Genomic DNA, 21,737 nt, shown 5'->3' with positions numbered 1-21,737 from the left:
GGTAGCCCTCCCGACGGCGTAAGTCCCGTGGAAAAGGGCGAAGTGAAGCGGTGAAGGTCGATGTTTGCATGGTAAATTTTCAAAAAGCACGTGACCGTATGATTGAGCTCCAACTCGTGAGCCGGGGCATTCGAGACCCCCGCGTGTTGGAAGCCATGGGCAAGGTTCCTCGGCACCTGTTTGTGGACGAAGCCCTGCAAGACCAGGCCTACAATGACTACCCGCTCCCCATCGGTGATAAACAAACCATTTCGCAGCCTTATATCGTAGCACTCATGACGGAGATTCTGGAGCTCAAAGGGACGGAAAAAGTCCTCGAGATCGGCACGGGATCCGGCTACCAGGCCGCCGTTCTCGCCGAGCTGGCCGAAAGGGTGTTCACCGTTGAACGCATCCCCACCCTGGCCCATCGCGCCAACCAGATCCTCAAGAAATTGGGATACAAGAACATTGTGACGCGCGTCGCCGATGGAACCATGGGCTGGCCGGATGAAGCGCCTTTCAATGGGATCATCGTGACGGCGGGAGCGCCGCGAATTCCCCAGCCTCTCATCGATCAACTGGCCATGAACGGGCGGCTGGTCATCCCCATGGGAGATCACCTCTCCCAGGAGCTCATCCTGGTGGAACGTGTGCGGGAGGGGATTCGCAAAACCAACCTGGGCGGGGTTCGCTTCGTGAACCTGGTGGGAAAATGGGGGTGGGAAGAATGATGCGGCGCCCGATCATTGGTGTGGTTGGCACAGGCAGTGTTTCGCCCGGCGCCGATGCAGCAGCGGAGGCAGTGGGCCGGGAAATCGCACGCCATGACGCGATCCTTGTCTGCGGGGGCCTGGGAGGCGTCATGACGGCGGCAGCCCGGGGCGCCAGGGAGGCGGGCGGCACCACCATCGGGATTCTGCCGGGGGCAGACATCCACGACGCAAATCCTTACATCGATTTTCCCATCGCCACCGGCATGGGACAGGCCAGAAACGCGATCGTTGTGCAGACGGCTCAAGTCATCATCGCCATTGCCGGGGGGTATGGAACACTGTCGGAAATCGCCATGGCGCTCAAGATCGGGAAGAAAGTCATCGCACTTCAGCCTCAGTTCCATATCCCGGGAGTGCTTTCCGCTCAAGACGCGGTTGAAGCCGTGCGCCTGGCACTGGCGCTCATCGAGTCACCCCCTTCTCCCTGCCTCTCCGTATAGGTGAGGACAGCCGGCTTTCATCCGCGAGGTTCCCCTGTATGAAGTTGTCGCCTTCGTTCCGTCGCGCCCCCAAATCCAGAAGCAGGAAGCCCGATGTCTCGGCTTTCCTGGGCCAGGTACAGCAGGAAAACGAGCTCCTTCGCAAGCAGTTGCAGTTCGTGACGGAAACTGCAGCAGAAAACGAGACGATCTGGCGGCACTTCGCGGAAATCGAGCGCATCCTTTTTCGCACCCGCAACCTGGCGCAGCTGGCCGAAGAGCTTCTCCAGGAGCTGAAAGTCCGCTTCCAGCTGGATCAGGCCATTTTGCTCCTGTGCCATCCGGACCTCCTGGAAAGGTTTTTTCCGGAGATTTCGGTGGAAAGCGACCCCATCGGGGAGGGAACCTGGGTGCTGCCGATTCCCATGGAGCTGGGCGCGTCCCTTTGCTGTGGAACATCCAAGCCCTTTCTGCTGACTCCCGACCACCTGGGATCGATTCAAAAACCTCCTTTATCCCCTGGGGAAGAGGGCCAGGATGAGGACGATGCGGACAGGCCCCTGGAGGAGCTCCTGCAGTTTCTCCCCCCTGACGTGGCCTCGACCCGTTCGGGCGTCTTCATCCCCCTCAGAGTGCATCAAATCCTTTTCGGAGGCCTGTTCCTGGGCAGTACGGACGCCGACCGCTACCGCCCCAAGGACGGCACGGACCTCCTGGAGCACCTGGGCATGAAAGTCGCCCTTTGCATGGACAACTGCCTGGCCTACGAAAGAGTGAGGGAATTCAGCATACAGGACCCTCTGACGGGTCTGCTGAACTATTTTCAGATCCAGACCATCCTGGAAAAGGAATTCCGGAAGGCCCGGAGCACCGGGGACGCCCTTTCCCTGCTCATCATCCATCTCAACCTCGGCCACGAAGTGCAGGAACATCTCAACATGGGGAACGCTTTCATCAAGCATGCGGCAGATTTACTGAACGCCACCCTGCCCGCCGGAGACAGCTTTCTCGGGCGATACGGCAATGATGAATTCGTGGTCGTGCTTCCGGGGGTCGGCGAGGAGGAAGCGCGCGAGGTCATTCCCTACCTGACCCAGATCATCCGCAAGAGCCCCTTCCGCCATGAAAACACCGTCGTGCTGCTCCAGACTATCATGGGAGTCGGCTCCCTGAGCAAAAAAACGGAGCGTTCCCAGGACCTGCTGGACGCGGCCTACACGGAGCTTTACAGGCTCAAGATGTCCCAGCTGTCTTGACTGTGGTGAAAGGGATGCGGCAAGGAGGAGTATCGTCTGGCGGGGATAGCTCGGATCTGGAGCTCTCGATGCTCGTGCAGGGAAGCGACAAAATTATACTCCACGAACACATACAAGTTGCTTTTCCCCTGCCCCTATGATAGCTAGACGGAGTTTGGGTCGCGGGGCGTAGCGCAGACTGGTCAGCGCACCTGCCTTGGGAGCAGGGGGTCGGAGGTTCAAATCCTCTCGCCCCGACCAAACAAATAAAGCTCTTAGCAATACAACAAAATCAGCAACCAACATTTCAAACAACATTTTCATTTCGAGACCCTTCTGAATGGGATAACCCCCAACCCAAAGCACCCACTCGCTTGCCGAAGATCGATCCTGAATTCCTGCCTCGGTGTAGATTGCCAATTGATAAAGGATTATGAGACCGTCCATCTTTATCGAGTGCACCCAGTATATCTTCCGCTGTCTCACTCCCTTTCCGGAATATAGGGGATCAGCCCTTTCCTGTATGCTTCCTCCTGAATTGCGAGAGGCATGGCGCGGGCATCAACCATGAAGCCGTTTACGGTTATCAGCCACGCCACCGGATTGGAATCTAATTTACTTGGCAAGCACCAATTCGGGTCAAATTGCGTCATCTTCAAAACGTCCCGCACTACCTTCGACTTGGCAGCGCCCGTACTTGCACTGAGACCGAAGGCGTTGCAAAGATCCGTTGCATTCATGTGTGGATCCTGGCTTTTGTCGAACAGGAAATTGACAGCCCCCAGTGCATAGACGATCCCGCAGGCCCAGCTGTTTGCCTTTCCATGAGAAAGGGGAGACGGGCGCTTCCGACAGAAGGCTGCCGCAGCCTGGCGCGCAAGCGTTGCATATTCCTCGTTCAGATGCTTCTTGCAGACTTCATCGGTAAGAGATACGACGGCATCAAAAATAGGCCTCATCTGCTCGGGCACTTTCTCTGATTTGCTCACTCTCGGCATCAGTCCATTCCTCCCTGTCGTTTTTCGACAAACATAAATCGACTGAAATAATAAAGCCAGCGATATTCAGGTTGCTCTCGAGCCCTTATTGCATTGCCTTATTGGTCCACGCGAGCGTCCAATTGCTGAGACAGGGTCTTCCCAGCGGCCGCTCGTTTTACCAAGGCATCTGAACGCTTACGCATCAGGGGGCTCCGACTTGTGAAGCCAGGTCTGTGGCCAGTTTGTTGAGATCCTCCACCTCTTCGAGTCCATCGAGGAAGCGTTGAGGGATTCCGGATAAACCGGTTTGAGCACCAACGAGGGCGCCGGTGAGGATGGCGCGCGCCTGGTTCTGTCCACCGCCGTTAACGGCATGGAGCACGGCTGATTCGAAATCGTTATGAAACCGGGCTGCAAGATAGTAAGCGGCGGGAAGCTGATGGTAGATGGCGCAGGGCATCCCGTAAACAAGGGACACCTTCCACGCCGGCTCGATACGGATCTCCGGGTCCGCCGCGGCTTGGGCCATATAGGAGGGTGTCAGCAAGGCGTCCGGCGAGGCGAAGCGGCCGGCACGGGGTGGGTCCGGATCACCGGGGCGGGGCGGCTGGAGATTGTCGCGCGTCACGGCGTGAAAGGGTAATTCCCCATTTTTGACCCATTCCATGAGCCTGGCGGACAGTTCCGTGTCGAACGCATGCCCCTGAACCAGAAGACTCAACACCGCGCCGTAGGCAACGGTCATCGAGACCACGGTATCATCCGTCTGGGTGAGGATGGCATTGCCGGCAACAGCGGATGCGAGGCGGGCGGGTTGCAGCGCATAGCGAACGGCTATGGCAAGGGTACGCTCGATGGCTTCAGTGGTATCCGCGTGGCCACCGGTTTGCCCCCATGGCAGTTTCTGCAGCACGCGGCGCCTCCAGGCCTCCCGGATGGACTGGCTCGTATATCTCCCCGGCCCGCTCACCGGGGTTCCATCGAGAAGCGGGAAGAGCTCTTCATCCATCCGACGGCAAAAATCCGCTTCATCGTAACCACCGCACTCGACGAGGGAGCGAACCATGAGCCTGAGGATAAAGCCTGCCTGGGAAGGTTGGCCAGCTTTGAGCCCGGCGTGGTATCGGCCGGGTTTGGGATCGGTATAGCCGTCAATCCATTCGCCATAGTCACGGTGAAGTTCAGCGAGACTGTAATACCAGTGAGGACCGAGGGCCAGCGCATCGCCTATGAAGGCCCCCATGATGGCACCCGAGGCGCGATTCTGGATGATCTGATTGGGCATCTTAGCCTCCTTTACTCCTTGGGCAAACAACAACGGCTCATCATCCCTGGACCGCAAGCATGGAGGCAGAGCCTCCCTCGACTCCTTGTACCGGAAAACATATCTGCTCGTTCTTCTTCCCAAGATCCCGGGGTGCCGGATATTCCACCGGGTAAAGCTCTCTCGGAAAGCCGCCAAAATCGTTTACGGCGCGGGATCATCGCAATATGTGGCGGCGAAAGTCAACATCTGGTCTGGAGGGTTTTGAAGCCTTCTTTCCAAGGAAATGTGAGCCACCAGAAAACTGGAGGGAAAGAGCGCCATTGAGCCCCTTTCCCCTTTTTTCTTTTCTCCGCAAATCCATTCTCTCAGCAAATCAATTCAGTTTGTCTATGCGGCCTCCAGGTGCTCCAGCTTCGTTTCCCGACCGACTTTTTGCACGCTCTGCGCCTTGTCGTAGCTCTCCATCAAGGCACGGTAGCCCGGGATAACGTGCTCGGCAAAGATCGCCGCAAATTCCATCGCATCCGAACGGTTCCAGGTACTCTGAAGCTCGGCGATGACGGCAAACGTGTCAATCGGTACCGCTCCGGCCTGAACCACACGCGCCAGAGTGAGATCCGTCGCCATCTTCGACCAGTTGCCTGAAGCATCGATGATACAAAAGACCTTGTACCCGGCGACCAGTGCGCTCAGCGCCGGGAACGCCATGCATACACTGGTCAGTGTACCGGCAATCAGGAGGGTTCTACGTCCGGTTTTCTCGATGGCCGCAACCCACGCCGGGTTATCCCAGGCATTGATCTGGCCTGTGCGCGGGACGTAGATCGCGTCCGGGTTATATTGGTGAATCTCGGGGATTAGAGGTCCATTGGGACCGTCAGGGACCGAGGCCGTGGTGATAGTGGGAATCCTGGCAAGGCGCGCCACCTTCGCCAGAGCGATGACATTGGAACGAAGCACAGGAAGGTCTATGTCCTTCACCAGTTGAAACAACCCGCTCTGGTGGTCTATCAAAAGCAAAACGGCGTCGTCGGGGTCGATCATCCACTTGTTGACTTTCGCCATGGTTTTCTCCTCTTGCGGTGTGCCCATGACGTGAACGATCCATTCCGTCGCGGCACACAACTTCGCAGGTTGCTATTGGATGAGCACTCCAGGCAGAAAACCCGGAGCACTCTTTTACCCGTACAAACTAAGCACGCAGGTCGGAGCACTCAACTTCCGGACCAAATGAATGCTTTGCCGTGCCTAAACTTTGCAATGGGATGATTTGGTGTGATAATCTTCCTCAATCCTCCTGCCGGACAAACGATATGAAAGGGGGTAGGAGGATGGGCATTGTTGTTGGCTTAGGCTCTGATCGTCATTCCGGCGAAAGCCGGAATCCAGGCAAATCCAAACTTTTTGGACCCCGGTTTTCACCGGGGTGACGCTAAGTCAACAACATTGGGAATTGTGGTCGATGTAGATCAGGAGCGATTTACAACCCGGGCGACGCATAGCGCCACAGGCCGTGTTTCGGGCTTCAATCCGAAAGCCCTCGATGGCGGTTCGCCTGCCCGGCTGAAGGGATGCGCAAAGTGAACGTTTTCAATGGGGATTCGAGCAAGTGGTGGTGGCAATGGGGCCTGGCATGTGCGATCGTTGCAATGGTACTGGCGATATGGTCGTCCTGGGCGGCGCTGGCGTTGGCGGGACTGGGGCTGGGGATATCGCTCTTTCTTCGGCTGGGAAAATCGTTGCCGAATCTGCTGGAACCGTTGGGCGGTCGGCCGGCATCTGTTGTCCAGGAGTTGAAGCGCCTGCTGCGTACGGCCATTCCCTCTCTCCCTTCTCAGCCCTCGGAAAGGGAGGAAGAGAGTCAAGGGGGCCCGTCGCAGGAAAGGTCCCTGCCGGAAACACGCATTGACGCCGGTTCTTCCCGACACAGCCAGGAACCGCTGGCGGAAGCCTCTTTGTACCGTCCACATTCCTGCCATACCTGGCCGCTCAAGACTCATGCGCGGGAAGAATCCGCCGAAGCCAGGCTGCGCCCGCAAAACAGCTTCCGCCTGGCCGTTGACGGCACTGCGGATCGTGTGACGCCCGAAAAGATGACCCCACAGGCCGGACCGCAGGAAGTCATGGATCTTCCGTCCATCGTGAAAAACCTGCAGAAGAGGTATCGCGGCAAACAGCCAGCCGAGCGGGCATCGGTACTCGATCCCCATCCCGATGAAACGCCACCGGTCACTCTAGAGATGGAGGAAATCCGCCAGCGGCTCATGGCGACCTACGGCAAACGACTCTCCGGCGCCGGCGGGCGTCCTTCTTCCGCCAACGGGAGCGCTTCTCCCGGGCGATCCGAGGAGCGTCCCCAGAGGGAAGCCCCCCGTCCTCCCGACAGGCCCGTCCATATCCCTACGCCAAGGCCATCCAGGTTCACCGTACCACCCCGCCCCACGCCTTCGAGCAGCGTGGCGGAAGCGCCGGTGAGAGAGGCCGAAGCATTGCGCCAGGCTTCCCCTGAACCGGAGCGCAGCACGCAAGCGACTGTCCATGCAGATCCCTTGAAGCTACAGGAGAGATTTTCAGTGCGCGTCGTGGAAGGCGGAAAGCTGCTCGTAAAAACATTGCCGCCACAACTTCCCATGCTGCCGGCCTCCTCGGCGGCTGTTCAACCGCCCATGCTGCCGGCCCCTCGAACACTCCCGGAGAAGGATGCCACGGGACTGGAGCCGAGCGGTTCCGAAGGTGCGCCGGTTGGCGCGGCCGGCACGACGGGCGCTGCGATCCTGCCCAGCGAGCTGTCCATCGGGCAGATCGAGGAGACCTTGGCCTCCGCACAGCCGTCTGAGCCTGTCCTCAGGTCGGGCGGGTTCTACAGGCCCGACGAGGCAGCGGACCGGAGCGGCCCTTTCCAACCCGGCATCCGTCAGGATGCCTGCCTGCCGCCGGTTTCGCTGCTGCATCCCCCCGATTCGGCAATGGTGTCCATGAGTCAGGACGAGTTGATCGAAGGCGGCATCCTCATCGAGGACAAGCTGGCCGAATTCCGCGTCAAGGTGAACGTGCAGGACGCCTATGCGGGCCCGGTCATCACGCGCTACGAGGTGCAGCCGGCCGTAGGGGTGCGGGGCGGACAGGTGGTGAGCCTCATGAAAGACCTGGCTCGAGCCCTGGGTGTCGTCTCCATCCGCGTCGTCGAAACCATCCCGGGCAAGACCTGCATGGGACTGGAACTGCCCAATGCGCGGCGCCAGATGATCCGCCTTTCGGAAGTACTCTCCTCTGAAGTTTTCCAGTGTCACCCCTCGAAATTGGCGATGGTGCTCGGCAAAGACATCACCGGTGAGCCGGTGGTGGCGGATTTGGCCAGGGCGCCGCACATGCTCCTGGCTGGCACGACCGGCTCCGGCAAATCCGTCGGCGTGAATGCCATGATCCTTTCGCTGCTCTACAGGACGACACCCGACGAGGTGCGCTTCGTCATGATCGACCCGAAGATGCTGGAGCTGTCCATGTACGACGGCATCCCTCACCTGCTTGCCCCGGTGGTGACGGACATGAAGCTTGCGGCCAACGCGCTGAGCTGGTGCGTGGGTGAGATGGAGCGGCGCTATCAGCTCATGAGCGGACTCCGTGTCCGCAACCTGGCGGGCTACAACCAGAAGGTGCGCGAAGCCCTCGATACGGGGGAGCCGCTGCTCGATCCCTTATCCCCGCAGGAGGACGACCCGGCGCCCCTTTCACCCCTCCCCTACATCGTGGTGGTGGTGGACGAGCTTGCGGATTTGATGATGGTTTCGGGGAAAAAGATCGAGGAGCTCATCGCCCGCCTGGCGCAGAAAGCGCGGGCCGCCGGCATTCACCTGATTCTCGCCACCCAGCGTCCTTCCGTCGATGTCATTACGGGGCTGATCAAGGCAAACATCCCGACGCGGATCGCCTTCCAGGTGTCATCCAAGATCGACAGCCGCACCATTCTCGACCAGATGGGTGCGGAATGCCTCCTGGGGCAGGGAGACATGCTCTACCTGCCACCCGGCACCGGTTATCCGCAGCGCGTGCACGGCGCGTTCGTGGCGGACGACGAGGTGCAGACCGTCGCGGAATATCTGAAGCAGCTCGGCGAGCCCGACTATGTGGAGGGCGTGCTCGACGGAGGAACTGAAGGCGAGGATGGGGGAGTGGAGCTGGACCGGTTCGGCGGCGAGGCCGACCCCTTGTACGACGATGCCGTGGCTTTTGTCCTCAGCTCGCGCCGGGCCTCGATCTCCGCTGTTCAGCGCCAGTTGAGGATCGGATACAACCGCGCCGCCCGCCTCGTCGAACAGATGGAGGCCACCGGCCTGGTCAGTGCGATGGAAAGCAACGGCAATCGGACGGTGCTCGTGCCGGCTCGGCAGGAGTAAGCTGAGTGAACGAAGCTTCAGAGCGACCCGGGTTATGCTCCTATATCGCGTCATCCTCCAGGGGAGCCGCTTTTGCCTGTTCTCCGCATTGCCCTGATCTCGGGCTACCTGGGCGTGGGCGCAGAGGCGGCCGACGGATCATTTTGCTTCTGGGAATCCGGGTTCAGCGCACGCTCCGCGGCCTTTCCGACGAGGTCTTTCATTTTTTGCTCATCCGCTCCCTTGGTGGCCTCCTTTCCCAACTGGTAGGCAATGGCAGGCAGCTGCTGCTTCAGCTTCTCAACCTCCTGAACCACCTGATCCACTTTCTCATGGGTCTTCAACATCGCCGGTACCACCTTTTCCGTGAGGTTGTATATGGAAAAGCCAAGATATGCGATTGCCGCGGCAACCAGGACACGACCCAAAAACGTTAAAAAGCTGTTCATCCCCTACTCCTCCTTCCAGGTTTCCAGGTGGGAGCCGATTCTCCCCCATGCATCCTGGGGACATTAAACCGGCGCAGCATCTCTTGCAAGAAAAACGGATCGGTCAAGAGCTCGACCAGAGGCAATGAATCGGCATCCGCCGATCGGCAGGGTGCCTTTCATGAATCCTGCTGAATTGATGTGGAGATCATTCACAACCACCCCGGCGCCCCCTCCGGCAAGAGCTTTGACAATCGCTGCACCGATTCCCTTTGAAGACCCCATGACAATGGCAGCTTTATGTTTTAGTCGCATCGAATGCACTCTCCTTCATTTCAGAAGCCTTTCGCTTGATGTTCTGCATTTAATTTTGTAATCATTATGGCACAACACAACCTATGATGAAGTCGCCAATTTGGTCTGTGCTTCAGCCTTCTACGCTGCTTCCCTTCCTCAGCTCATTACGCTGCCCTCCAGCTTCCTTCGTCCTCGCCCTTGCGACTCCTCCTTTGCCGCCTCCCGGTGCCCGTACCGGAGAGGCCACCGAGCTCCCTGCAATTGGAAAACTGCCTGACGTTTAAGTTTTTTTAAAATATTTCAATCTATTGAATAAGGAGAAGAAACATGCCGGGCTATCGTCAAGCCAAAAAACGCCTTCGGACTCTGCACGGGCATGGCCGTCGGCAATGAGCCGAAGCGGGGCGAAATCGAGCCCTTGACCGCCTGGCTCGCCAAGATCATCGATGACATTGCCGGCAAAGATGACGGAAAGCCCCTCACTTTCGGAGACCTGCGCCATGCCAAAATCCCCTCGGGCCTGGAAGGGGTGATGGCCGGCATGGAGCATCGATCCATCGACCTCCGGGCGGTCACCACCTGCGTGACCTTCGGACGCCCCATGGAGCTGCCCTTCCAGGATACCCATTTCTTCGCCTTCGATCCCGAAGACTGGCAACGGTTCTTTCCGGCCAAAGTCATCCATTACCTCATGGAAGAAGGGGAAAAGATCCAGGCTCCTGCTCTCCGTCGGGACGGCAAGCTGCCCTTTCCCGTAGGCGACGCCATGCCCGTAGTCGTGGCAGCGCGTATGAGTCTGAGCTTTCCCCTCCTCTTCACCATGATCCCTCTTTATGCCGTCAATTACCACGACCCGGCCGAGCCCCTGGAGAAGGTTTGGTTCAGCGACGGGGGGATCACGAGCAACCTCCCCATTCACCGCTTCGATGCCCTTTTCCCCAGGTGGCCGACCCTCGCCGTCAACCTTCAGTATATTCCCAAAAAGGGGAAGCCCGGACGCCGCAGGATCGACGAAAGCCTCATCTATATGATCCGGCGCAGAGCCGACGGCACCCGCGACCTGTGGAACATATTCCACCGCGGGGATTCCCCCCTCAAAGACCTCGTGGGGTTCGGCGGCGCGATTTTCGAAAGCGCCAAATCCTGGCACGACAATGCCTATCTTCGCCTCCCCAGTTACCGCGACCGCGTGGCAGAAATCTGGCTCCGGGACGACGAGGGAGGGATGAACCTCAACATGCCTGCAGACACGATTCAGCGGCTCACTGAAAGGGGTAACGCCGCCGGCATTAAGCTGCGCGATCGTTTTGCCGCCACCCCGCCCAGCGAGTCCCTTTCGTGGGACGGACACCGCTGGGCCCGCTTGAGGTCGGCTCTCGCGGGTTTGGCCGCTTATCTTCACGAATTCAGGCAAAGCGTCGACCACTCCATGCCCGAAGATCGGCAACTGGCGGATCTCCTGGCTTCCAGGAAAGCTCCCTCATGCTATGAGTTCCAGTCGGGAGAACAGTACGAGGCTGCCAAAGCAGGCATTGAAGCTCTCCTCGACTGGATCGCCGAGCTTGAAGCCAAGGCGGTATGCGACGGCCCGGGGGAAGCGGCGGAGCGCCCCTTCTGCGACGGCCCCCGCCCATCGGTGGAAATCGGCAGCCGAGCGCCCATGTAGAAAGGAGGATCAGGCAATGCGAGAGTGGTTCGGTTCCTGGGGAATCGACGCGGCTGATATTCTGGGAGTCCGCGAAGCGGAATATTTCACGAAAACTCTGGAGCGGAGGAGATTTGCATGGAACGAGAATTTTGCGGGCAGGCGAGTGGCCGTCCCGGCAGCAGGGGAAAATCGGTTCTTCTTACAGGAGACGGCTTCTCGCCGGTGATCGAGGCCTCCCTGTCAAAACTTCTCCTCAAACGGGGGGCAGAGCGTCCGAGGCTGGACGCACTGAAACTCCCCCATCACGGGAGCAAGGGCAACACCAGCAGCCATCTGCTGGACCTGCTGCGGTGCGTGGATGATTCCATGGATCGAGGCCGGCGAAGCCGGCAGGAGCGGCATCCTGCTGTTCTCATTGCAGCAGGATGCCGCTCCTGCTATTTTGTTATGTCATAACGGGTGGGGCTTCCCGCAGCCCTCAATGTTGTTGACTTACCGGTACTCCCGTGAAAACCCGGGTCCAAGCAGTTTGGATTTGCATGGATTCCGGCTTTCGTCGGCAAAACGATTGGAGCTTGAGTCAACACCATTGCTACCAGCCCTGAGGCCTATTTGAAATGGGAAGCAGCCTGATCGTAGGACTTTTTCAATTCATTCATGGAATTATCCAATCCGGATTTTATGCTTTCCCAGGCGGCTCCGCTGTCCGATTTGAGAGCAGTCAATTTTTTCGTCAAGTCCTGCTCCTGCGCTTTCAGCTTTTCCATTTCCTTGGCGAACTCCGCCTTGGATTCCTCTTTTACTGTTCCAGCCTTGGCTTCCAGTTCCTGGATTTTTTTCTTGTAGTCATCCAGGGAGGTTTGCAGTTTCTTTTCATATTCACCCATCTGCTGCTTGGCGAGAGCAGCCGCTTTATCCACCGCTTCTGCAGCTTCCTTTTTCACTTCACCAGGAGATACTGTGCCCGGAGTCTTCGTGGTTTTTTCGGGAGCCTTTTCTTCGCTGCACCCGAAAAGCAAGCCAAGGCTCAGGGCAAACGCTGCACATACCAATAGGGAAGTCATTTTCTTCATGTGTAAGTTCCTCCATTTTGTGTTGATGCTTGGATCGTGTCCGTCCAGTCATGCATTGCACAACAGGCCCTCGACCGTCGAGAGCAGGACACGCTCTCTCAATGGGAATACATTTCAGGCCTCACTGTGTTGAATTTGGACCTTCAGTGACCTTTGGTGGAAGCCGGCATCCTGTGCAGGCGGCTTCCTGTCGATATGGATGAAATAGATTCACGCACTGCAAACTTTGCGTAAATTAGGACCCATGCCATTGCCTGTCAAGGCCGCCACTGTGGAGCCACCGGGAAAAGCCTTGATTTTCCATTGAATATCAGAGGGATCCCATGTACCATCTTTTCAGGCCGATGGAGCTTCAAGTCCAGACGGGGGCTAAACCCGCCTGAGGCAGGACGCTCATGGAGAAAACGATGGAAAATGGAGGAAGCCAGCCATGCGCCTTGAAGACCAGCGCGAAAGCGATAATATCGAAGATCGTCGGGGGGAGGGCGGCCGAAGCGGCTTCGGCATTGGCCGGGGCGTCGGCGTCGGGACGCTGCTCGTGGTCCTGGCAGCGAGTTATTTCCTGGGCATCGATCCCTCGGTGATGCTGAGTCTTTTCACCGGCGGGGGGCCCCCTGTGTCCCAGTCGACGCAGGCACAGAGATCTGCCCCCGATGACGCCATGGGCACCTTCATCTCGAAGGTCCTCGCGGACACCGAAGACACGTGGCGTGAGATTTTTCAGCAAAGCGGGCGCCAGTACAGGGATCCGAAGCTCGTGCTTTTCACCGGGGCGACACCGACAGCGTGCGGCACCGGCCAGACGGCAACGGGACCGTTTTATTGCCCGCTGGATCAGACCATTTACATCGACCTGGCCTTTTACCAGGAATTGAGGGAACGTTTCCAGGTTCGCGGAGACTTTGCTCAAGCCTACGTCATCGCGCACGAGGTGGGCCATCATGTGCAGAATTTGCTGGGCATCATGGACGAAGTACAGGCAGCCAGAAGCCGTTCCAGTGAAGCCCAGGCCAACGCCATGTCGGTGCGCCTCGAGCTCCAGGCCGATTGCCTGGCCGGGGTGTGGGCCTCCCACGCCGACCGCACGCGCAATATCCTCGAGACCGGAGACATCGAGGAGGGACTGACGGCCGCCAGCGCCATCGGCGACGATCGCGTACAGCAGCAGATGCAGGGATATATCGTCCCCGACTCGTTCACCCACGGATCCTCAGCACAGCGCGTAACATGGTTCAGGCGCGGCATCGAGAGCGGCGACATCAGGCAATGCAACACCTTCGAGACGCGGCCGCATTGAGGGTTCAGGGGGTACAGTGAAGCACCCTCGTCATTCCGGCAGGCTAACGGATCAGTGCAGCGCTAAATAGACTGCGAACGGTTAAAATCTTGACTTTTGCAGGAGCGCCTTCCAGCTTGGAGTATAAATGAGTGTCCAAATAGCCGCCCGTCATACCGGCGTGTTTTTAGCCGGTATCCAGGCAGTTGTTGTGGATTCCGGCTTTAGAGCATGCCGGAATGACGGCGTGACGCCATGTCGAAAATCAGCAGGGAGCAGGGTGCGTTTTACGCACCATTGTTGACGCAAGTATGGCTTCAGTACGGATAGTGCACAAAATGCACCCTACCCCGCGGACACCCCCTGCCCCTCTGCAGATTTAAAGGGGCCAGGTTTCATTGGGGTATCAAAATCCTCCGCCCGTGCGAAAATCCCCGCCGCCGAATCCCCCCCTCTCGTCGTCGGGTCTTTCGAAGCCCCGGCCAAAACCACCCCGATCACCGGAGGGCCCCCGCTGGTGGTGACGGCCGATCTCCCGCCAGACTCCATCCGAATTCAGCAGCCCCTCCAGCATCTGCCCCAGGAGAGCCCCGAGGGCAAATCCCCCGGAAAAGGATGAATTGTAAGAATCGTAGCCGTTGTGGCGATAACGGCGCCTCAGCTCCTCCAGCTCGTCCAGTCTTCTCTGCTGTTGCTGCAGGAACGCGTTGGTCGATTGGATTTCCGTTTCAACCTGCTTTTTTTGCTGCTGCATCTGCTGCAGTTGAGCAACAAGCGCGTCGTCTTCGGGGCGGGGGGTGGCACGGGCCTCCCGCAGGAGCTCGGCGAGCTCCTCGCGCTGCAGGGCGGCTATCTGCAATTCGACAATCCGCCTGGATGAAGCGTCCCTCCCTTCATTGAAGTCGGTCTGCTGCTCCAGGAGCTGCCGATGGCGGGATTCTTCGGCTTCGATGAGTGCATCGTGCTCCTGGAGCTTTCTTTCCGCCTCCTGCACCCTGGCCTGCAGCCCGGGAATGCCGGCAGCCTCGGTAGCTTCCCGCTCCATGGTTTGAAGGGCCTGAGCCTCCAGCTGCGCCGTCTGCCGGGCCTTGACGGCATGTTCCCGAAGCCGGAGGGGCAGCTCCTGGAGCATGTAATAGTTGGAGCGATTGCGCTGATAATCGATGTGCTTCGCCACCCAGTTGTCCATGCGGCGGGCAAACCACCCGGCCTGATACTGAGGGGTCAGGTACCCTCTTTTCCAGAGGTACATGAAAAGGTCGTCGGCTTCATAGGGCTTGCTTTTGTCGAGGCGATCCTTTTCGGTCCGCGTTGCCTTGTCTTCGGCCTGCTGCGCCACGGCGTCGGCCGTCTCCGCCCGCTCCTTCTGCCGGCGGTAGGCATCCGTCTCCGTAATGCGCTGGCGGGCCTCCTCCAGCAGACGCTGGATCTCCTGTCCGGCCTCGTCCCGCCCTCGCTCTTGTTCTTTACGCTGCTCTTCGAGCTCCTGCTGCCGGGACAAGCTGGCCTGGATCTGCTTTTGCAGGTCCTGCCGGGCCAGTTGCAGTTTTTCCAGCAAGTTGCTGATGACCCGATCTGATTCGTCCAGCCGGGAAACCAGCGGGTCGGCCTGGAAATCGTCCAGCCGCAGCTTGGCCAGCGCCCGATAGCGTTTGACCGTTTCCAGGTGCAGGGCGTTCAACTCCTGATGCAGCGCCTCCAGGCGCCGCACGGCTTTCTCCTGTTCGGTCTGGGCCCTGTAGATGTGCTGGTTGATCAACTGCAGATTGTCTCTTCCCGTTATCATGGCATCGCTCTCTTACCACTGGGTGATGGCGCCGCCCGTGGTCGGCATCAGATAATGAGGAGTCAGATAGCCGCGCTCTTTGACACCAAACCGGTTGTTTTGGATGATGCCGTCATCGAGCTTGTCACGGCGAATCTTTTCGTAGAGGGCGTTGTCTACGCGAAGTCCCCACTGCGTCACGGTGCGCGTGGTCCCATCCTCTTCACTGGTTATGGGAAGGACAACCCTTTCCCCCCGGGGGGTAACAGCATCGACGATGACATAATAATTGCGCACTCCGGGCCTGTTCCGAGGCTCTCGCCACACGGCGGTGAGGGTGCCCGGTCGGGAGACAATTCGCAGCTCGTACTCCTGCACCAGGCGACCATACAGTTCCTGGAGGGCGGCCGAACCTTTTCGGGCACCCTGGACATCGCCGCTGTTCAAGGCCGCCAGTGCGTCGGCATAGAGCTTTTCCACCTGCACGTTGGCCGCATCTTCCCGGCTTTCCGCCATCAGGCTTTGGCGCTGTCCGGCGAGCTTTTCACGGAGGGCAGCAAGGCCGCTCAAATCAGCCACTGCCGCTTCCACCTTGTCCAGATGGGCATCCGCATCGCGCAGCAAACCTTCCCGCTGGTCCAGCCGGCGTGCAATGGCATCGCCTTCCCGGGCAAGGCTTTCTGCATCCAGGTTTGCCTTGAGAGGGAGCTTGTCGAAAGCCTGAAGCTTTGTGTCGGCTCCTTCCAGCTGCAGGGAGGCGTCGGCAAGAAGACGCCTGGCAGCAACTTCGGAAGACTGGGATACCTTGCTTTGAGTGCTCCCGAGGCTCTGGCTCAGGCTGCTGAACCGTTGCCTGGCCACGGTGATCCGGTCCTGCTGCTGACTGATCCGGGTATTGATATCCCGAACTGCCCGCGCCTGCTGACGCACTTCAGGTGCCACGAACGCAAACCGGTAGAGGAGGAATACGGCCGCCAGGAGGGCAGCCACCCCTCCCAGCACCTTTGCCCATTTCCGTCGATTGACGTAAAGCCTGGCCAGCCACAACGTTCCCCTGGGCGGGGGAGTCCTGTACGCGAACCTTTCCTCCCGCAGAGCGGCCACCCCCTCCGCGATGATCTCGTCGGTGACTTCCAGCCCCTGTGAAGCATACATACGCTTCACCTTTTCAAACAGAGCCTGGTCACGTGCGTCGGAAGTAAGCTCCCGCTCCACAAGCTGTTGCTCATGGCGCAGTGTGTCCACCACGTCCATGGCGAGCATGACTTCGTCGAGCTCTATTTTCTCCGGCTTCTCTTGATCAACCATGAGTCAGGACTTCTCCGGCTTTGGTCAATTCCACAAGGCGGCGTTTACCGGCTTCCACGGCCTGCCGGATTTCCTCCTCGTTGCGTGCGCTCAAATCCCGCAGTTCGGTGATGAGCGTTCGGGAACGTTCCTGAAAATTGATGACGGAATCCAGCAGTTTTTTGACACTCTGAGCCTTCAGGGTCGGGCCGTAGCCTGCTCGAAGGGCGTCTTCCTGGACCTTTCCTCCCACGTCGGCCAGCGTCTCCAGGCTCTGGTTGATGCCCTCCTTCATGACCTCCAGGGTACGGGTGCTTTCGTGCAAACCCTGCAGGCTGGTGAAAGAAGCGTTCAGAGCCGTGAAAACCGTTTCATTGGTGCCGAAAAAGGTCACAGCCTGAGAGTACACCCGCTCCTTCACTTCGTTGGACTGGAGCAGGCGGGCCATGATCACTTCCGTTGTATTGTAATTGATGGACAGGTTTTCAGCCAGGTCCTTGGCCACCTGATAGCGCTTGTCCTCCTCCTGCAGCTCCCGGAGCCGCTCGTCCCGGGCCAATTCGAGCTTGGCGATCACCACCTGGTCCTTGTCCGTATTGCTCTCCAAGGCTTTGGCGGCCTCCTCCAGGCGCGATTTGGCACCCTGCAGCTCGGCGTCGGCCTTTTTGAGGATTTCATAGGCCATCACCTGAGCTTCCTTCAAGGCACCGCGAAAGTCGCGGTAGGATTCGAGGATGGTCAGTTCCCGATCGATCTGGTCCCGGCTGTCGCGGGTGACTTCGTTGTAGGTTTTCTTGATCTTTTCGAAACGGCTTGGGATATCTCCCCGGGTGACCTTCATCCAGAAATTTCCCATGCGCTCTACCGTGTCGATTTCGCCGTCTTCCAGCTGTTTGACCATTTTTTGGGCATCGTCGCGGATGCTGTTGAAGGCGTTGGCTATTTCCTCGTAGCGCTGTCCCACTTCCATGGCCGAGACCTGTTCCCGTACCACTTCGTTGAATACGGTCGTGTGATTCAATGTACGCGCAATGGCGACGGCTTTTTCTTCGTCGAGATCACTCACTTTTTGGATCATCGCCACCACCGGAGCTTCATCCGGCTTCTCGGGCATGAGCCCCAGGTCACGCAATCTCGACACAGCCTTGTCGAGATATTTGAGAGGCATCGGCAGATTGGTATTCGTCATGGTCCTGCTCCCTTCCTTTCCTTATGGCTAAAGAATTATCCCCACCGGGGGCGATTGACTCCGTGATCCCCGGCCAAACCTCTAATTTCACTCCACAAGCCCGAATTGGGTACGGTACAGGGAAGCGAAAAATCCTCCCGCCCGCACCAGATCTTCAAAGCTCCCCTGCTCGACCACTTCCCCCGCGCGGAGGACGAGGATCTTATCGGCAGCTCGAACTGTGGACAGGCGATGGGCGATGATGAATGTCGTGCGCCCCACCATGAGCTGATTCAGCCCGTCCATGATGGCGGCTTCCGTTTCGGCGTCCACCGAGGAGGTGGGCTCATCGAGGATGAGTATGGGTGCATCCCGCAGGATGGCCCGGGCGATGGTGACCCTCTGCCGCTCCCCTTCGGACAAAGTGGTGCCCTGCTCCCCCACGGGGGTATCATACCCTTTGGGCAGCCTCATGACGGAGTCGTGAATCCGAGCGAGACGCGCCGCCTCGATGATTTGCTCATCGCTCGCTTCAGGGCGGCCATAGGCGATGTTTTCCTTGATGCTGATGGGAAAAACCAGGGGCGGCTGCAGCACCATGGAGATCTGGTGCCGCAGCGATTTGAGCTGATATTCCCGGACGTCGACGCCGTCGAGTAGAACCCGCCCCTCTACGGGATCATAAAAGCGGGGCACCAGGCTCACCAGCGTCGACTTGCCCACGCCCGTGGGGCCCACAATGGCGACAGTCTGCCCGGATTGAACGTGCACGGAAATATTCTTCAAGACGGGCTGGTCCTGCACATAGCTGAAGGAGACGTTTTCCAGCAAAATTTCTCCTTTCGCCCCCTCACCCGGAAACACGCGGCTGCCGTCCTTCATGTCCCTCTCGACGTTCAGGATTTCAAGGACGCGCTGGACGCCGACCTTGGCCGTCTGGATGACTCCCCACGTCTGGCTGATGGTGTTGATGGGCGCATAGAGAGAGGCCAGGTACGATGTGAACACGACGATGTCTCCAACACTGAGGGAGCCTTCGAGAACATGCTTGGCTCCAATCCATATGACGCAAGCCGTTCCGACAGCCATGACCCCGTCCACGACACCGGAATAAATCGTCTGGAGGGTAAACATGCGGAGGCTCGCTCCCAGGCTCTCTGTACTGGCTCTCATGAACTTCCTGTGCTCTTCCTCTTCCTTGGTGAAGGCCTGGATGATGCGTATGGCCGACATGGCCCTCTGGACCACCGAATAAACTTCGCTCTCCCGCTCCCTGTAGTGGGTCGCCGCAACGACGATTTTCCTGCTCATGAGGGATATGGTGAGGATCAGCGCCGGGCAAATGCTGAGGGCCAGTATGGTCAGCTGCCAGTCCAGGCGGATCATCACGAAAAACATCATCCCCAGGAGGGCGGTGGCGGTGACGATGGGAAAAACCCCATTCATGGTGAGGGCCTGGATGGAAAACGTATCGGCCGTGATGCGGTAAAGGAGATCCCCCACCTGCCGCCTGCTGTGGAAGGCCAGAGACAGGCGCTGGAGGTGGCTGTACAGATCGCTTCGGAAATCGTTGACCATCCGCTGGCCGATGCGGATTGTCGTGTAATTGTTGACGATGGTCATTCCCCCGAGAAAAAGGTAAATGAGCACCAACCCCGCGCACGACAGGAGAAGAATCGAATCCTGGCTGAAGGAGGACACGAGCGTCCAGGAAACGGGTTTTCCAGTCAGTACATTATCGATGACAATCTTCATGGGCCAGGGCTTCAGAATTTCGAAGGCACTGATGAGAAACACCTGCAGCAGCGCCAAGGCGAATGGAACACGATACGGCCGTAAGTACTTGAAAATTTCTCGTCTCATCTGACTGAATCACTCCAACGGGAAGCACAAGGACGATTGAACCCTTCTCAATCCACCCTTCAGTTCGTTTTAACGGCATGAAATCCCGATCAGAAAATCGATAACTATCCTGCCTCAATATGAGGCGTCAGTTTTCGACGCGTCAGAAAGGGATTCGTTTCTCTGACGATAACCGCTCAGTCCTTCGGAGACTTACAGCCCGCATGAGCGCAGGACATATTTCTATCTCCGGAGAAATAGTTTGCCAGGAAGGATAGATCTTTAAAACATCTTAAAAGTTGCACGCTTCTATTGACAAGAATTTTTTTAAAATTACTTTAAATTGATAATTATTGCTAAATCTACATTGTCCGTTGATTTATATCGTTACAGACTATTGTACAGTCGGTTGTTCTCATCAAATTGGTCGAAAGCGCTTCAAGTGGGAGAAAGCTTGCGGAGCCGGCTTTTTCAGAACTTTCATCACTCATTCAAGCAAGGAGAATTGGCATGGGATTGTTCGATTTCGTTAAGGACATTGGTAAAAAGCTTTTCAGCCGTGATGCCGATGCGGCCGAAACCATCAAGAAGCACATCGAAGAATCAAACCCCGGCATTACTGGATTGGACGTCAAGTTCGACAATGGCGTCGTCTCTCTTTCCGGCGAAGCCGCCTCTCCTGAAGCAATGGAAAAGGCAGTGCTCATTGCTGGAAACGTCCAGGGAGTAGCCGAAGTCAAAATCGATGGGCTTCAGGCTCCTCCGGTAAGCGCGAAAGTCGAATATTACGTCATCAAGAAGGGAGACACCCTCTCAGCCATTGCCAAGCAATTTCTCGGGAATGCCAATGACTACAACAAAATTTTCGAAGCCAACCGTGAAGTCATTCGGGATCCGAACCTTATCTTTGTCGGCCAAAAAATCCGTATCCCCCTGAGCTGATCCGGAAGCAGGGGTACTTTTCTCAGTTCCCGCCGGGAGGGCTCAGCGGGATTACCATTCACGCTCTAAGAGGTTATGGAGAACATCATGAGTTTAAGCGATTTGTTGGGTTCCCTCATCCAGGCGGGCTTGACCGCATCGTCCAATGACCGGTTGAAAAATTCTCTCGGTGCAGGCAGTGAAGGGGGTGGAGGCTTATTGGAAAGCCTCACTTCGATGCTGGGGGGATCTGCCGGCGGGGGCGGGCTGCTGGAAAATCTGGGGTCCATCCTTGGCGGAGGCCGCAGTGGAAGCGGAGGACTCAATGACCTGGGTGGGCTGCTGGGGAGTGTCCTCGGTGAAGCGCAGCGGACCGTCGGGGGAAAAGAAAATCTCGCCCTTGGAGGACTGGGGGCTCTTGCAGGCGCGCTCCTGGGAGGAGGCGGCAAATCCTTCGGCGGCGCCGTGGGCGGCGGGCTGATGGCACTACTGGCGGCCATGGCCTATAAGGCATTGAAGGACACCGGGGCGGAAACCTCCGGCGTTCCCATGGGTCTGTCGGAGCCCAAAACGGAGGCCGAGCGTCAGCAGATGGAGGAGCATGCCGAGCTCCTGGTGCGAGCCATGATCAACGCGGCCAAAGCAGACGGACAGATCGATCCTGCGGAGGCGCAGAGAATTATCGGCAAGCTGGAGGGGCCTGATGGAATTGCAGCCCGCGTTCCGACTCAGAGGGACGCGGGTTGACATGGAAAGGTGAATGAGCGAATGCGCGCTTTTTGGGGTGGGGAGACGCTCCTGTTGCTTGGATGCACGAAGATAACTGAAGAAAACCAAATGATCAGAAATCAAAGGATATGATAGGGAAGAGAAAGGAAGGGTAAAAAGGGATGGGGCGGCGGCGCCCTACTCTCCCACGCAGTCACCCACGCAGTACCATCGGCGCAGAGGAGCTTAACGACCGTGTTCGGGATGGGAACGGGTGTGACCTCCTCGCTGTAGC

At 58.1% G+C, this 21,737-nt stretch carries 19 protein-coding genes, 1 tRNA gene and 1 rRNA gene; 10 read left to right on the top strand and 11 right to left on the bottom strand.

All coding sequences use genetic code 11. The features are described 5' to 3' along the window. Positions 1-68: 68 nt before the first annotated feature. The 4 genes from MWC30_RS20360 to MWC30_RS20345 all read left to right on the top strand — a co-directional run bounded on the left by MWC30_RS20360 (position 69) and on the right by MWC30_RS20345 (position 2,670). The gene (locus MWC30_RS20360) at positions 69-713 is read left to right on the top strand and encodes a protein-L-isoaspartate(D-aspartate) O-methyltransferase (RefSeq protein WP_256461282.1); all 645 of its coding nucleotides are present in this window, start codon (positions 69-71) and stop codon (positions 711-713) included. Further along, positions 710-1,195, top strand: a complete 486-nt coding sequence (locus MWC30_RS20355; protein WP_244086042.1) for a TIGR00725 family protein — start codon at positions 710-712, stop codon at positions 1,193-1,195. Before MWC30_RS20360 ends, MWC30_RS20355 begins: the two co-directional genes overlap by 4 nt. A gap of 38 nt (positions 1,196-1,233) precedes the next feature. Further along, positions 1,234-2,430, top strand: a complete 1,197-nt coding sequence (locus MWC30_RS20350) for a diguanylate cyclase (RefSeq protein ID WP_244086041.1) — start codon at positions 1,234-1,236, stop codon at positions 2,428-2,430. Between the two features lie 162 nt (positions 2,431-2,592). Beyond that, a tRNA-Pro gene (locus MWC30_RS20345) sits at positions 2,593-2,670 on the top strand. A gap of 221 nt (positions 2,671-2,891) precedes the next feature. Here MWC30_RS20345 and MWC30_RS20340 read toward each other — a convergent pair. The 3 genes from MWC30_RS20340 to MWC30_RS20330 form a co-directional block, all read right to left on the bottom strand. Then, complete coding sequence (locus MWC30_RS20340; RefSeq protein ID WP_244086040.1) at positions 2,892-3,407, bottom strand: DUF6398 domain-containing protein; 516 nt, start codon at positions 3,405-3,407, stop codon at positions 2,892-2,894. Positions 3,408-3,591: 184 nt separating this feature from the next. After that, a complete protein-coding gene (locus MWC30_RS20335) occupies positions 3,592-4,674 on the bottom strand; it encodes an ADP-ribosylglycohydrolase family protein (RefSeq protein WP_244086039.1) in 1,083 nt (360 codons plus the stop codon). A 369-nt stretch (positions 4,675-5,043) separates the two neighbouring features. Next, positions 5,044-5,721, bottom strand: a complete 678-nt coding sequence (locus MWC30_RS20330; RefSeq protein WP_244086038.1) for an isochorismatase family protein — start codon at positions 5,719-5,721, stop codon at positions 5,044-5,046. Positions 5,722-6,236: 515 nt separating this feature from the next. On the opposite strand from MWC30_RS20330, the gene MWC30_RS22690 reads away from it, so the two are divergent. After that, entirely contained in the window at positions 6,237-9,050 is a 2,814-nt protein-coding gene (locus tag MWC30_RS22690; protein ID WP_269467799.1) for a DNA translocase FtsK, read from the top strand. A 104-nt stretch (positions 9,051-9,154) separates the two neighbouring features. Here the strand turns inward: MWC30_RS22690 and MWC30_RS20320 are convergent, their stop codons facing one another. Then, a complete protein-coding gene (locus MWC30_RS20320) occupies positions 9,155-9,478 on the bottom strand; it encodes a hypothetical protein (protein ID WP_244086037.1) in 324 nt (107 codons plus the stop codon). A gap of 63 nt (positions 9,479-9,541) precedes the next feature. Continuing rightward, complete coding sequence (locus MWC30_RS20315; protein ID WP_244086036.1) at positions 9,542-9,772, bottom strand: hypothetical protein; 231 nt, start codon at positions 9,770-9,772, stop codon at positions 9,542-9,544. Between the two features lie 358 nt (positions 9,773-10,130). Here MWC30_RS20315 and MWC30_RS20310 point away from each other — a divergent pair, with 358 nt between their 5' ends. After that, positions 10,131-11,420, top strand: coding sequence for a patatin-like phospholipase family protein (locus tag MWC30_RS20310; protein WP_244086035.1), 1,290 nt, complete (start codon positions 10,131-10,133; stop codon positions 11,418-11,420). 117 nt (positions 11,421-11,537) lie between these two features. Then, positions 11,538-11,858 (top strand): hypothetical protein, encoded by a 321-nt coding sequence (locus tag MWC30_RS20305; protein WP_244086034.1) that lies wholly within the window; start codon positions 11,538-11,540, stop codon positions 11,856-11,858. Between the two features lie 152 nt (positions 11,859-12,010). Here the strand turns inward: MWC30_RS20305 and MWC30_RS20300 are convergent, their stop codons facing one another. After that, a complete protein-coding gene (locus tag MWC30_RS20300; protein WP_244086033.1) occupies positions 12,011-12,475 on the bottom strand; it encodes a hypothetical protein in 465 nt (154 codons plus the stop codon). A 430-nt stretch (positions 12,476-12,905) separates the two neighbouring features. On the opposite strand from MWC30_RS20300, the gene MWC30_RS20295 reads away from it, so the two are divergent. After that, positions 12,906-13,772: a neutral zinc metallopeptidase gene (locus MWC30_RS20295; RefSeq protein WP_244086032.1), complete on the top strand. Its 867-nt coding sequence runs from the start codon at positions 12,906-12,908 to the stop codon at positions 13,770-13,772. 385 nt (positions 13,773-14,157) lie between these two features. Here the strand turns inward: MWC30_RS20295 and MWC30_RS20290 are convergent, their stop codons facing one another. The 4 genes from MWC30_RS20290 to MWC30_RS20275 form a co-directional block, all read right to left on the bottom strand. Beyond that, positions 14,158-15,537, bottom strand: coding sequence for a hypothetical protein (locus MWC30_RS20290; RefSeq protein ID WP_244086031.1), 1,380 nt, complete (start codon positions 15,535-15,537; stop codon positions 14,158-14,160). Positions 15,538-15,549: 12 nt separating this feature from the next. Then, entirely contained in the window at positions 15,550-16,824 is a 1,275-nt protein-coding gene (locus MWC30_RS20285) for a DUF6384 family protein (RefSeq protein WP_244086030.1), read from the bottom strand. Beyond that, complete coding sequence (locus MWC30_RS20280) at positions 16,817-17,992, bottom strand: cell surface protein (RefSeq protein ID WP_244086029.1); 1,176 nt, start codon at positions 17,990-17,992, stop codon at positions 16,817-16,819. Before MWC30_RS20280 ends, MWC30_RS20285 begins: the two co-directional genes overlap by 8 nt. Before the next feature lie 87 nt (positions 17,993-18,079). After that, positions 18,080-19,834: an ABC transporter ATP-binding protein gene (locus MWC30_RS20275; RefSeq protein ID WP_244086028.1), complete on the bottom strand. Its 1,755-nt coding sequence runs from the start codon at positions 19,832-19,834 to the stop codon at positions 18,080-18,082. A 489-nt stretch (positions 19,835-20,323) separates the two neighbouring features. Between MWC30_RS20275 and lysM the strand changes: the two genes are divergently transcribed. Together lysM and MWC30_RS20265 are read left to right on the top strand one after the other, a co-directional pair. Beyond that, positions 20,324-20,755, top strand: a complete 432-nt coding sequence (gene lysM / locus MWC30_RS20270) for a peptidoglycan-binding protein LysM (protein ID WP_244086027.1) — start codon at positions 20,324-20,326, stop codon at positions 20,753-20,755. 87 nt (positions 20,756-20,842) lie between these two features. After that, positions 20,843-21,481 carry a DUF533 domain-containing protein gene (locus tag MWC30_RS20265; RefSeq protein ID WP_244086026.1) on the top strand — a complete coding sequence of 213 codons (639 nt, stop codon included), beginning with the start codon at positions 20,843-20,845 and terminating at the stop codon, positions 21,479-21,481. Between the two features lie 146 nt (positions 21,482-21,627). On the opposite strand, the gene rrf is transcribed toward MWC30_RS20265, so the two are convergent. Then, positions 21,628-21,737 (bottom strand): 5S ribosomal RNA (gene rrf / locus MWC30_RS20260); the annotation flags it as partial.

The organism is Desulforhabdus sp. TSK (genome assembly GCF_022836495.1).
Taxonomy (GTDB): Bacteria; Desulfobacterota; Syntrophobacteria; order Syntrophobacterales; family Syntrophobacteraceae; genus Desulforhabdus.
Note: the sequence above shows the minus strand (reverse complement) of the source record. Positions and strands in the feature narration are given on the sequence as shown.

Bases quoted from the DNA above. Each gene is read 5' to 3' on its own strand.
- MWC30_RS20280 (WP_244086029.1), bottom strand. From the start codon at position 17,992: ATGACGAATACCAATCTGCCGATGCCTCTCAAATATCTCGACAAGGCT.
- MWC30_RS20320 (WP_244086037.1), bottom strand. From the start codon at position 9,478: ATGAACAGCTTTTTAACGTTTTTGGGTCGTGTCCTGGTTGCCGCGGCA.
- MWC30_RS20315 (WP_244086036.1), bottom strand. From the start codon at position 9,772: ATGCGACTAAAACATAAAGCTGCCATTGTCATGGGGTCTTCAAAGGGA.
- MWC30_RS20335 (WP_244086039.1), bottom strand. From the start codon at position 4,674: ATGCCCAATCAGATCATCCAGAATCGCGCCTCGGGTGCCATCATGGGG.
- MWC30_RS20290 (WP_244086031.1), bottom strand. From the start codon at position 15,537: ATGATAACGGGAAGAGACAATCTGCAGTTGATCAACCAGCACATCTAC.
- MWC30_RS20310 (WP_244086035.1), top strand. From the start codon at position 10,131: ATGGCCGTCGGCAATGAGCCGAAGCGGGGCGAAATCGAGCCCTTGACC.
- MWC30_RS20350 (WP_244086041.1), top strand. From the start codon at position 1,234: ATGAAGTTGTCGCCTTCGTTCCGTCGCGCCCCCAAATCCAGAAGCAGG.
- MWC30_RS20305 (WP_244086034.1), top strand. From the start codon at position 11,538: ATGGAACGAGAATTTTGCGGGCAGGCGAGTGGCCGTCCCGGCAGCAGG.
- MWC30_RS20295 (WP_244086032.1), top strand. From the start codon at position 12,906: ATGCGCCTTGAAGACCAGCGCGAAAGCGATAATATCGAAGATCGTCGG.
- MWC30_RS20355 (WP_244086042.1), top strand. From the start codon at position 710: ATGATGCGGCGCCCGATCATTGGTGTGGTTGGCACAGGCAGTGTTTCG.
- MWC30_RS20265 (WP_244086026.1), top strand. From the start codon at position 20,843: ATGAGTTTAAGCGATTTGTTGGGTTCCCTCATCCAGGCGGGCTTGACC.
- MWC30_RS20275 (WP_244086028.1), bottom strand. From the start codon at position 19,834: ATGAGACGAGAAATTTTCAAGTACTTACGGCCGTATCGTGTTCCATTC.
- MWC30_RS20340 (WP_244086040.1), bottom strand. From the start codon at position 3,407: ATGCCGAGAGTGAGCAAATCAGAGAAAGTGCCCGAGCAGATGAGGCCT.
- MWC30_RS20360 (WP_256461282.1), top strand. From the start codon at position 69: ATGGTAAATTTTCAAAAAGCACGTGACCGTATGATTGAGCTCCAACTC.
- MWC30_RS20330 (WP_244086038.1), bottom strand. From the start codon at position 5,721: ATGGCGAAAGTCAACAAGTGGATGATCGACCCCGACGACGCCGTTTTG.
- MWC30_RS20285 (WP_244086030.1), bottom strand. From the start codon at position 16,824: ATGGTTGATCAAGAGAAGCCGGAGAAAATAGAGCTCGACGAAGTCATG.
- MWC30_RS20300 (WP_244086033.1), bottom strand. From the start codon at position 12,475: ATGAAGAAAATGACTTCCCTATTGGTATGTGCAGCGTTTGCCCTGAGC.
- lysM (WP_244086027.1), top strand. From the start codon at position 20,324: ATGGGATTGTTCGATTTCGTTAAGGACATTGGTAAAAAGCTTTTCAGC.